This is a genomic window from Streptomyces sp. CNQ085 (assembly GCF_022614595.1).
In the GTDB taxonomy this organism is placed as follows: domain Bacteria; phylum Actinomycetota; class Actinomycetes; order Streptomycetales; family Streptomycetaceae; genus Streptomyces.
This window is the reverse complement of the sequence record NZ_JAJFAU010000158.1, coordinates 1-11,085: the sequence shown is the minus strand read 5'-3', so window position 1 is coordinate 11,085 and position 11,085 is coordinate 1. Positions and strand designations below refer to the sequence as shown.

The following is an 11,085-nucleotide window of genomic DNA, read 5'->3' as shown; positions in this document are numbered from 1 at the left end:
CCGGAGGAGTCCGTGGTGGCCGCGGCCCGCTCCCTGGCGCAGACCACCGGCGCGCGCGTCACCCTCACCGAGAAGGTCGAGGAGGTCGTGGCCGTCCACCCGGGCGCCGCCGAAGGCGACGAACAGCGAGCCGGGGCGCACCTCCCGGGAGTCCTTGACCACAGGGCCGGTGACGGTCGACTGCGGTTCCCGTATGTCGTGGACCCGGCCGGAGACGATGCCGGCGATCTCTGCGGGGGTCAGCGGGATCACGACGTGCTCTCCCCGGTGTTCCCGTCACGCCCGTCGTCCGCGGCGTCCCGCCGGGCGGCCATGGTGCGCTCGACGGCCTCCCGCAGCACCTCGCGGTCATCGAAGGGGCGGACCACCCCGGCGACGTCCTGGCCCAGCTCGTGGCCCTTGCCGGCCACCAGCACCGTGTCCCCTGGCTCGGCCCGGGCGACGGCCGCCGCGATGGCGGCGGCCCGGTCCTCCTCCAGCAGCACGGTGCCGCGCTCGTGGACCGGGACCTCGGCCGCGCCCGCGAGCATGACCGCGAGGATGGCCAGCGGGTCCTCCGAGCGCGGGTTGTCGGAGGTCAGGACGGCGGTGTCGGCCAGCCGGGCCAGTGCGGCGCCCATGGCGGGGCGCTTGTGCGGGTCGCGGTCGCCGCCGCAGCCGAGCACCGCGTGCACCCGGCCCTCGGTGACCTTGCGCAGGGCGCGCAGCACGGAGTCGACGGCGTCGGGCTTGTGCGCGTAGTCCACGACCGCCAGGTACGGCTGGCCGGCGTCCACGCGCTCCAGCCGGCCCGGTACTCCGGGTACCGCGGCGACGCCCTCGGCCGCGGTCTTCAGGTCGATCCCGGCGGCGACCAGGGCGGTGATGGCCGCGAGCGCGTTGGCCACGTTGAACGGGCCGGGCAGGGGGGCGGCTGCCCGGACCGTCTCGCCGTCCGGTCCGATGACGGTGAAGGCGGAGCCGAGCGGGCCGATCTCCACGTCGCTCGCGCGCCAGTCGGCGTCCGGGTGGCCCTCGGCGGAGAAGGTGGTCACGGGGACCTCGCTCTCGCCCGCGGCCAGCCGCTGTCCGTACTCGTCGTCGATGTTGACCACACCGGCGCGGGAGCGCGCCTTGGTGAACAGCTGCGCCTTCGCCCGGAAGTAGTCCTCCATGTCCGGGTGGAAGTCCAGGTGCTCGGGGCTGAGGTTGTTGAAGACCGCGATGTCGAAGACGCAGCCGTCCACCCGGCCCAGCACCAGCGCGTGGCTGGAGACCTCCATGGCCACGGAGCGCACCCCGCGCTCGCGCATCACGGCGAACAGCGCCTGGAGTTCGGTGGCCTCGGGGGTGGTGCGCTCGGACTTGATCCGCTCGTCGCCGATGCGGGACTCGACCGTGCCGATCAGCCCGGTCGGCTCCCCCTCCTTCGCCGCCGCGCGCAGCCCGCCCTCGATGAGGTAGGCGGTGGTGGTCTTGCCGGAGGTGCCGGTGATGCCGATCTGCAGCAGGTCCCTGCCCGGGTCGCCGTAGATGGCGGCGGCCAGATCGCCCGTCACCTCGCGCGGCTCGGCCACCGTCAGCACCGGCAGGCCGGTCGCGGCTGCCCGCTCGGCGCCCGTCGGATCGGTGAGCACCGCGACGGCGCCCAGACGGGCGGCCTGGACAGCGAAGTCCGCGCCGTGGAAGCGGGCTCCCGGACGCGCGATGTAGATGTCGCCGGGGCGTACGGCGCGCGAGTCGTGGGTGATGCCGGTGACGGCCGCGTCGCCCTCGGGGGCCGCGACCCCCAGCCGCCGGGCCAGCTCCGCCAGCGGCACGGGACGGACCCGCTCCGGGCGGGGCGGGGCGGGCAGGGATGGGGTCTGATCAGCGTGTGGCACGGCGGTGAGCGTACCCGCCGTGCCGGGCCCGCCGCGAAGCGAGGGGCCGGGTGCGCCGGGCGCGCCGCCGTTGGCGCCGGGATTGTCGCGGGGGAGGTCGTCGATGGTTCTCACGGTCGCTTTCCGGTCGGTTCCCGGGTCAGTCCCGGGGGTCGAAGGTGACGGGCAGGCGCGGGGGCTCGGAGCCGGTCGGGGGGATCCGCAGGGCCTTGAGCGCGTACTTCATGACCTGCTGGTACACCGGGCCGCACACATCGCTGCCGAAGTAGCTGCCCCTCTTGGGATTCTGCACGGCGCAGTAGACGGTGACGCGGGGGGCGTCGGCGGGGGCGAACCCGGCGAAGGAGGAGGTGTAGCCGTTGTAGCGGCCCGTCTCGGGGTCCACCCGGTTGGCCGTGCCGGTCTTGCCCGCCACCCGGTAGCCGGGGATCTGCGCGGTGGTGCCGGTGCCCTCCATGTCCTCCACCACCGACTCCAGCATGGTGGCGAGCGTCGTGGCGGTCTTCTCGCTGACGACGCGGGTCCGCTCCGGTTCCGGCGCGGGCTTCCACTCCCCGCCGGGCCCGGTGGTGCCGCGCACCAGGGACGGCTCGACGCGCACGCCCTTGTTGGCGACGGTGGAGTAGACCGAGGCCGCCTGGACGGCGTTGATCGACACGCCCTGGCCGAAGGGGATGGTGTACTGCTGCGAGGCGTTCCAGTCCCCGGGGTCGGCGAGGATGCCGGGCGTCTCGCCGGGGAAGTCCAGACCGGTCTTCTGCCCGAGCCCGAACTTGCGCAGGTAGGAGTGGAGCACCCGGTTGGTCTCCGCTCGGGTGTCGCCGATCTGCTCGACGGCCAGGATGGTGCCGATGTTGCTGGACTTGGCGAGCACCCCGTTGAGGGTGAGGTACCAGGTGGGGTGGTCGACGTCGTCGGCGAAGCTGCGGTCCGCGCGCGGCAGCCGGTTGGGGACCACGACATGGGTGCCCGGGGTGGCCGCGCCCTCTTCCAGGACCGCGGCCATGGACATCAGCTTGCTGGTGGAGCCGGGCTCGTACGCGTCCTCCACCGCGCCGTTGCGCAGCGCGGAGGCGCTGGCCGTGGACAGGTCGCCCGGGTCGTAGCCGGGCGCGTCGGCCAGGGCCAGGATCTCGCCGGTGCGGACGTCCTGGACGATCACGTATCCGCCGTCGGCGTCGGACCGCTCGACCTGTTCCTCGATGGCGCTCTGCGCGGCCCACTGGATATCACGGTCGAGGGTCAGTTCCACGTCCGAACCGGGGCGGGCGGGCTGCTCGTGCTCGTCCGCGGTGGGCACCTGGCGGCCGCCGGACTGGGCATAGGTGATCTTCCCGTCCTTCCCGGCCAGCACTTTGTCGAACTTCGCCTCCAGGCCGCCGCCGCCCCTGCCCTCGGAGTTGACGAAGCCGAGCACCGCGGCCGCGAGTCCCCCACCCGGGTAGACGCGTTTGGCGTGCTCCTCGGAGTACACCCCGGCCAGCACGTGGTGGCCTCCGCCGGCGCGCTGCCGGCCGGCCAGCACGCGCTTGAGGTCGGTGATCTGCCGCCAGACCTGCGGGGGCCGCTGCCGGGCCAGCAGGACGTAGCGGGTCTCCTTCCGGGAGAGCCGCTCGGTGAGCGTCTCCTCGTCCACGCCGAGGACGGGGGCGAGCAGTTCGGCCGCCCGGGCGGGCGCGTCGGGGACCTTCGTCTGCTCGGGGGTGAACAGATAGGGGTCGGCCGTGATGTCGTACGCGTCGACCGTGGTGGCCAGGGCGACGCCGTCGCGGTCGGTGACGGTGCCGCGCTCGGCGGCGAGCGGGACGGTGATGTAGCGGTTGACATCGGCCTTGGCCGCGTAGGTGCTCGCGTCCACGGCCTGCACCTGGAACAGCCGCACGGTGAAGGCCAGTGTGACCAGGGTCAGCAGGACGCCGAACAGCCTCAGCCGGGGCCGGTGGCTGCCCTGCCCTACGGTGCCCGCCCTCGGGCGGGGCGTGCGGGCGGCGGGCCGGGGCGCGCGGGAGGAGCGGGACGCGGCGGCGGAACGCGGGGCGGCGGAACGCGAGGCGGGCCGCGCACGACGGGGGCGCCGGGGGCTCTCGCTCACGGGGCGTCCTCCCCCTCCGGCCCCCCGGATACGGCGGGGGCCGGTTCGGGCCGGCCCCGGACGGTGCCGTCGGGAAGGATGAAGACGGGGTTCCCGCCGGGCACCATGCCCAGCTCCCGGGCCTGTTCGGCCAGCGCGTCCGGAGCGGAGAAGGAGTCCAGGTCCTGCTGGAGCGCCTGTTCCTCCTCGGCCAGTTCCTCGGCCTGTTTCTCCAGCTCCCTCAGTTCGAAGGACCCCTGGTTCACGGCCGCGTTGAGCAGCAGCAGGGCCAGCAGCCCGGAGCCGAGCAGCAGGACCACCAGCAGCACGAAGGGGGTGCGGGCCGGCCCGGAGGGGGCGCCCGCGGGGACCAGCCGTGCCAGCCTCGCCAGCCGCTGCTGGGGCGTGGGGGAGGCCGGTTTCCCGGTGGCGCCGGACATGGCTTTCGGCGCGGCCCTCAAGGCTCCTCCCGGATGCGCTCGGCACCGCGCAGCCGGGCGGGGGCGGCGCGGCGGTTCTCGGCGACCTCTTCCTCGCCCGGGAGCTCCGCGCCCCGGGTCAGCAGTCTCAGCCGGGGCTGGTACCGCTCGGGGACCACCGGCAGCCCCGGCGGCGCGGTGCCGGCGGCTCCCGCGGCGAGCACCTGCTTGACCAGGCGGTCCTCCAGCGAGTGGTAGGACAGAACGGCGATCCTGCCGCCCACCGCCAGCGCGGCGACGGCCGTCGGCAGCGCCCGCTCCAGCACGGCCAGTTCGCCGTTGACCTCGATGCGCAGCGCCTGGAAGGTGCGCTTGGCGGGGTTGCCTCCGGTCCGTTTGGCGGCCTGCGGCAGCGCCTCGCGGATCAGCTCGACCAGCCGGGCGCTCCCGGCGAACGGCTCCTTCTCCCGCTCGCGCACGATCGCGGAGACGATCCGCCTGGCCTGCTTCTCCTCGCCGTAGGCGCGCAGGATGCGCACCAGCTCGCCGGGAGGGTAGGTGTTGAGGACCTCCGCAGCGCTGACGCCCCTGCGCTGGTCCATCCGCATGTCCAGCGGCGCGTCCCTGGAGTACGCGAAGCCGCGCTCGGCCTCGTCCAGTTGCATGGAGGAGACGCCGAGGTCGAACAGGACCCCCTGGACGCGCGGCACGCCGAACCGCCCCAGCACCTCGGGCAGTTCGTCGTAGACGGCGTGCACCAGGACGGCGCGGTCGCCGAAGCGGGCCAGACGCTCACCCGCCAGTTCCAGCGCGGCCGGGTCGCGGTCCAGGCCGATCAGCCGGGCCTCCGGGAAGCGCGACAGCATCGCCTCGCTGTGTCCGCCCAGTCCCAGGGTGCAGTCCACGACGGTGGCGCCGGGTTCGCCCAGCGCGGGGGCGAGCAGGTCCAGACAACGCCGGAGCATGACCGGGACGTGCCGCTCGTTGGTGCTCACTGGACTCTCCTTGAGCGGGCCCGTACGGCCTGGTCCCCGCCCGCTCGCGAAGGGGAAGAACGGCGGCGCCGGGGAAAGGGCGCCGCCGGCCGGGAGCGGGAGGAGGCCGGGCCGCACGCGGCCGTACGCGCGCCCGCGCGCATGGGATCTCGGGGACTCGGCAGGGGAGCCCGGCGTTCGCCCGGCTCCCGCTTCGCGTCACTTTAGTCCACTCGTCCCCCCGGTCAACCAACTGGTCAGGCGCGTCACCGCCGCTTCCCCGCGCGGGCGCGGCACGCCTGCGCGCCGCTGGTTCCACCCGTACGGGGGCCGCACGCCGCTCATGTGGGTTACCTCACACCCCATACGTGTTGACCGGCTTTGCCTGCCCCACACCGAGCCGGACGGAAGGCGGACGGTTACCGTCGTAGGCATGCCATTGTCTTCCTCCGAAGGGCCGGTCACCGACCGTCTCGTCGCAGCCAACCAGCGTTACGCAGCCGAGTTCACCGACCCGGGGATGGACGCCCGGCCGGTGCTGAAGGTCGCCGTCGTCGCCTGCATGGACGCCCGGCTGGACCTCCACGCCGCACTCGGCCTCGAACTCGGCGACTGCCACACCATCCGCAACGCCGGCGGCGTGGTCACCGACGATGTCATCCGCTCGCTGACCATCAGCCAGCGCGCCCTGGGTACGCGTTCGGTCGTGCTGATCCACCACACCGGCTGCGGCCTGCTGAATCTGACCGAGGACTTCCGGCACGAGCTGGAGATGGAGGTCGGCCAGCGGCCGTCGTGGGCCGTCGAGTCCTTCAAGGACGCCGACCAGGACGTACGGCAGTCGATGGAGCGGGTACGCACCTCACCGTTCCTGCTGCACACCGGCGACGTACGGGGCTTCGTCTTCGACGTCACCACCGGGCTGCTCCGGGAGATCGATCCGGTGGACGGCCCGGAATCGTGACGTGTGGGGCTGTGTAAGTGAAGAATGCCTGAGTGACGGTCCTCCGCCGCGGGTATCCCGCGGTGGAGGCGCCGGTTGTTCGGAATGGCCGGCCCGCCGCGGGCGGACCGGCCCGTGAGCGGGCCGAGGAGGGCCAGGTGACGACCTATGACGAACGGGCTGATCTCAGTGATCTGACCGCCACGGCGGACCGGGTGCGCCGGTCGGTGGAGAGCGTGATCGAGGGCAAGCCGGAGGTCGTACGGCTCTCGCTGACCGTGCTGCTGGCCGAGGGGCACCTGCTGATCGAGGATGTACCGGGCGTGGGGAAGACCATGCTCGCCAAGGCGCTGGCCAGGTCCGTGGACTGCTCGGTGCGCAGGATCCAGTTCACCCCCGACCTGCTGCCCTCCGACATCACGGGGGTGAGCGTCTACGACCAGCAGCGCCGGGAGTTCGAGTTCAAGCCGGGCGCCATCTTCGCCCAGGTCGTGATCGGCGACGAGATCAACCGCGCCTCCCCCAAGACCCAGTCGGCCCTGCTGGAGTCGATGGAGGAGCGGCAGGTCACCGTCGACGGGCGCAGCTACGAACTGCCCGACCCGTTCATGGTCGTGGCCACCCAGAACCCGGTCGAGATGGAGGGCACCTACCCGCTGCCCGAGGCGCAGCGCGACCGCTTCATGGTACGGACATCGATCGGCTACCCCGGCCCCGAGGCCGAACTGCGGATGCTCGACGTGCACGGCGGGCCCCCCCCGCTGGAGGACCTCCAGCCGGTGGCCCACGCGCACGAGATCGCCAAACTGGTGGAGGCGGTGCGCGACGTGCACGTCTCCGAGCCGATCCGCCGGTACGCCGTCGACCTCGTCGCCGGCACCCGCGACCATCCCGAGCTGCGGCTGGGCGCCTCGCCCCGGGCCACCCTGCACCTGCTGCGGGCGTCGAAGGCGGCGGCGGCCCTGGCCGGCCGGAACTTCGTGCTGCCCGACGACGTGCAGGGGCTGGCCGGGCCCGTGCTGGCGCACCGGCTGCTGCCCACCGCCCAGGTCCGGCTCGGCGGGCACACCTCGGAGCAGATCGTCCTCGACATCGTGCGGCGCGTTCCCGTACCCACGTCCAACTACCGGGAGGCGACCTCACAGCCCCCGCTGTACGACCGGCCCTCCCGACGGAGGCTGTGATGGACGGCCCCGGCGCAGCCGTCCGGGACACCGGCGGGGGCGCGGACGCGGGCCCCGGGACGGCGGTGCGGCGGGACACCCTGCGCACCGCGTTCGCCGGGCTCACCACCCGGGGGCGGTCGTTCCTGGCCGCGGGGGCGGCAGCGGTGGTGTGCGCCTACGTGCTGGGCCAGGGCGACCTGCTGCGGGTGGGGGTGCTGCTGGCCGCGCTCCCCCTGGTCTGCGCGGTCGTGCTGCACCGCACCCGCCACCGCGTGACGGCCTCCCGGCGGCTGTCCCCCACCCGCGTGCCCGCCCGCGAGGAGGCCCGCGTGCACCTGCGGCTGGACAGCGTCTCGCGGCTGCCGGTCCCCCTGCTGATGCTCCAGGACCAGGTTCCCTACGTCCTGGGCCCGCGCCCGCGCTTCGTCCTGGACCGGATGGAGGCGGGCGGTCGGCGCGAGGTCTCCTACCGGGTCCGCTCCGACCTGCGGGGGCGCTACCCGCTGGGGCCGCTGCAACTGCGGCTGACGGACCCGTTCGGCATGGTGGAGCTGACGCGGTCCTTCAGCTCCCGCGACACCCTCACCGTCGTACCGCGGACGGAGGAACTGCCCCACGTGCGGTTCGCCGGGGAGGCCGCCGGCCCGGGTGAGGGGCGGCACCGCTCCCTGGCCACGACGGGCGACGACGACGTGATCCCGCGCGGCTACCGCCACGGCGACGACCTGCGCCGGGTGCACTGGCGCTCCACCGCGCGCCACGGTGAGTTGATGGTGCGCCGCGAGGAGCAGCCGCAGCGGCCGCGCTGCACGGTGCTGCTGGACACCCGCCGGAGAGCCTGGGCCGGCTCCGGGCCGGAGTCGGCGTTCGAGTGGGCGGTCTCGGGGGCCGCCTCGGTCGCCGTGCACCTGCTGGAACGCGGCCGCACCGTACGGCTGCTGACCGACGCCGGCGAACCGGTGCCCGGGCCGGGCGGGAGCCTCGCGGGCACCGCGGCCTCCGGCACCGCCGGTCTGGTCCTGGACGCCCTGGCGGTGGTGGAGCACTCCCGTGAGCCGGGCCTCGCGCGGGCTTACGAGGTGCTGCGCGGCGACGACGGGCACGAGGGACTGCTGGTGGCCTTCCTCGGTTCACTGGACGACGAGCAGACCGCGCTGGTCTGCCGGATGCGCCGCCGCGCCGGGAGCGCGGTGGCCCTCCTCCCCCGCGGGTTCCACGAGCGGGCCGCGCGGGAGCAGCGGGAACGGCCGCTGCGCGAGGCGGGCTGGACAGTACTGACGTACGAACCCGGGGAGGCGCTGGCCGGTCTGTGGCAGCAGGCGGACAGGTCCGCGGGCCAGGCGCCCGGGCGGGCGGCGAGGAGCGGACGGTGATGAGCGGACAGGTCCGGCTGACGTTCTGTGCCTGGGCGGCCACCCTGTCGGCGGCGTGCGCGCTGCTGCCGCTGGTCGCCCCGGCGGGCTGGCTGCTCCAGGCCGCCCTGCTGCTGGGCGTCCAGGCGGCGGTGGGAGCGGCGGTGCGGCGGATGACGGCGGCCGGGGCTCCGGCCGTGGCGGCACAGGCGGTGGTGTCGCTGCTGCTGCTCACCTTCGTCTTCGTCCGCGGGGACGCCGTGCTCGGGATGCTGCCGGGCCCGGAGGCCGTCGATGCCTTCGGCGCGCTGCTGGCGCAGGGCACCGCGGACGTCGGCCGGTTCTCGATCCCGGCCCCGGTCACCGACGGCATCCGGCTGCTGCTGGTCGGCGGCGTGCTCGTCATCGGCCTGCTGGTGGACCTGCTGGCGGTGACCTACCGTGCCGCGGCCCCCGCCGGGCTGCCGCTGCTGGCGCTGTACTCGGTCGCGGCCGGACTGTCCCCGGACGGGGGGAGTCCGCTGTGGTTCCTGTGCGCGGCGGCCGGCTACCTGCTGCTGCTCCTGACGGAGGGCCGGGACCGGCTGTCGCGGTGGGGCCGGGTGTTCGGCGGCGGGTCCGGCGGTACGCCGCCGCCGGTGCGTACCGGGCGGCGGATCGGCGCGGTGGCACTGGGCATCGCCCTGGTGGCGCCCGCGGCGCTGCCGTCACTGGGCGGCGGACTGCTGGACACCGCGCGGCAGGGGCGGGGCACGGGGAACGGCGGCGGCACGGTCTCCGCGGTCAACCCGCTGGTCGCGCTGCAGGACAGCCTGAACCAGCCGAGCAACCGCACGGTGCTGACCTACACCACCGACGCCGAGAGCACCTCGGAGATGTATCTGCGGATCGTGGCGCTGGACCGGTTCGACGGCACCTCCTGGAAACCCTCGGAGCGGCGGATCACCGATCTGCCCAGTCCGTTCCCGCCGGTGCCCGGGCTGTCGCCGTCCGTCGGCACCGAACGGGTCACCACCTCGCTGCGGGCCGCCGACTGGTACGCCCAGAACTGGCTGCCCATGCCGTATCCGGCCGCCGAGGTGCGCGTCGACGGCCGGTGGCGCTTCGAGCCGGAGGGCCGGACGGTCGTCGGCGACCGAGGCCAGACCACCCGGGGCGTGCGGTACGAGGTGGACAGCCTGGTGGTACGGCCGACCGCGCGGCAGCTGGCGGCCGCCCCCGCGCCCTCACCGCAGATCATGGAGGAGTACACCGACGTACCGGACTCACTGCCGTCCGTGGTGGCCGCGACGGCGCGGGACGTCACCGAGGGCGCGTCCAGCGCCTACGAACGGGCGGTGAGACTCCAGGACTGGTTCTCCTCCGAAGGAGGCTTCCGCTACGACACCCAGGTGAAGGCCGGCAGCGGCAGCGCGGCCATCGCCCGTTTCCTGGAGGACCGGGAGGGCTTCTGTGTCCACTTCGCCTTCTCCATGGCCGCCATGGCCCGCACCCTGGACATCCCCGCACGGGTCGCGGTGGGCTTCACGGACGGGTCCTCCGACGGCAGCGGCGGGATGACGGTGGGGCTGCGGGACGCACACGCCTGGCCCGAGCTGTACTTCGAGGGCGTGGGCTGGACACGCTTCGAGCCCACCCCGAGCCGGGGCAGTGTGCCGGAGTACACCCGGCCCGACCTGCCCTCCCCCGAGCGGTCGGACGTCCCCGAGCCGCGGACGCGGGACAGCGCCGAGCCGCTTCCGGAGCCCTCGGAGACCGGGGAGTGTCTTCCGGGACAGGTCACCGAGGACTGCGGCGCGGCGGCCGTCCCACCGGGCGGCGAGGGCTCCGGAAGCGGCCTCCCGGTGGGCAGCATCCTCCTGGTGGCGGCACCGGTGCTGCTCGTCGCGGGGCTCCTGGCGCTGCCGGCCCTGTGGCGCGGCAGGGTCCGGTCCCGGCGGCTGAGGGGCGGCGGTCCGGACGCCCGTGCCCTCGCCGCCTGGCGGGAGATGACCGACTCCGCCTGGGACCTGGGTGTTTCTCCGCGGGAATCCACTACTCCGCGCACGGCCGCGGCGCGCGTCGTGCGGCTGGGGAGGCTGGAGGGCGAGGCGGCCGAGGCCGTGCACCGGCTGGCCACCGCGGTCGAGCAGACGCTCTACGCGCCCGAGCCGCGGCCGGCGCAGGGGCTGGCCGAGGACGTGGGGCGGGTACGGGCCGGGCGCCGCAGCGGCACCGCCCGGTGCAAGGCGGCGGCGAAGCGCGCGTCACTTGCGGCGACCTCGTCCCGCTCGCCCTGCTCGCGCAGCTCCGCCAGGA

Annotated in this window: 8 protein-coding genes and 1 pseudogene; 4 read left to right on the top strand and 5 right to left on the bottom strand. The window is 74.4% G+C overall.

The features are described from left to right. The 5 genes and pseudogenes from LJ221_RS20845 to rsmH all read right to left on the bottom strand — a co-directional run. A pseudogene (locus LJ221_RS20845) lies at nucleotides 1–252 on the bottom strand (hypothetical protein); the annotation flags it as partial. Next, nucleotides 249–1,967, bottom strand: coding sequence for a UDP-N-acetylmuramoyl-L-alanyl-D-glutamate--2,6-diaminopimelate ligase (locus tag LJ221_RS20840; RefSeq protein ID WP_374228520.1), 1,719 nt, complete (start codon nucleotides 1,965–1,967; stop codon nucleotides 249–251). The pseudogene LJ221_RS20845 and the gene LJ221_RS20840, both read right to left, overlap by 4 nt. A 34-nt stretch (nucleotides 1,968–2,001) precedes the next feature. After that, entirely contained in the window at nucleotides 2,002–3,984 is a 1,983-nt protein-coding gene (locus tag LJ221_RS20835) for a penicillin-binding protein 2 (RefSeq protein ID WP_241718263.1), read from the bottom strand. Continuing rightward, entirely contained in the window at nucleotides 3,951–4,394 is a 444-nt protein-coding gene (locus tag LJ221_RS20830) for a septum formation initiator family protein (RefSeq protein WP_308314830.1), read from the bottom strand. Before LJ221_RS20830 ends, LJ221_RS20835 begins: the two co-directional genes overlap by 34 nt. Next, on the bottom strand, nucleotides 4,391–5,347 hold the full coding sequence (gene rsmH, locus LJ221_RS20825) for a 16S rRNA (cytosine(1402)-N(4))-methyltransferase RsmH (protein ID WP_308314829.1): 957 nt from the start codon (nucleotides 5,345–5,347) through the stop codon (nucleotides 4,391–4,393). The genes LJ221_RS20830 and rsmH overlap by 4 nt, the downstream gene beginning before the upstream one ends. 412 nt (nucleotides 5,348–5,759) lie before the next feature. On the opposite strand from rsmH, the gene LJ221_RS20820 reads away from it, so the two are divergent. From LJ221_RS20820 to LJ221_RS20805, 4 genes are all read left to right on the top strand, one after another. After that, nucleotides 5,760–6,290: a carbonic anhydrase gene (locus tag LJ221_RS20820; protein WP_241718259.1), complete on the top strand. Its 531-nt coding sequence runs from the start codon at nucleotides 5,760–5,762 to the stop codon at nucleotides 6,288–6,290. Nucleotides 6,291–6,427: 137 nt separating this feature from the next. Next, complete coding sequence (locus LJ221_RS20815; protein ID WP_241718258.1) at nucleotides 6,428–7,453, top strand: MoxR family ATPase; 1,026 nt, start codon at nucleotides 6,428–6,430, stop codon at nucleotides 7,451–7,453. Beyond that, nucleotides 7,453–8,808, top strand: coding sequence for a DUF58 domain-containing protein (locus tag LJ221_RS20810; protein WP_241718257.1), 1,356 nt, complete (start codon nucleotides 7,453–7,455; stop codon nucleotides 8,806–8,808). The genes LJ221_RS20815 and LJ221_RS20810 overlap by 1 nt, the downstream gene beginning before the upstream one ends. Next, nucleotides 8,808–11,085, top strand: a 2,278-nt coding sequence (locus LJ221_RS20805; protein WP_241718256.1) for a DUF3488 and transglutaminase-like domain-containing protein, incomplete at its 3' end; no start/stop codon positions are given. The genes LJ221_RS20810 and LJ221_RS20805, both read left to right, overlap by 1 nt.

Excerpts from the sequence above, each read along its gene's own strand:
- LJ221_RS20810 (WP_241718257.1), top strand. The coding sequence starts at position 7,453 with ATGGACGGCCCCGGCGCAGCCGTCCGGGACACCGGCGGGGGCGCGGAC.
- LJ221_RS20820 (WP_241718259.1), top strand. The coding sequence starts at position 5,760 with ATGCCATTGTCTTCCTCCGAAGGGCCGGTCACCGACCGTCTCGTCGCA.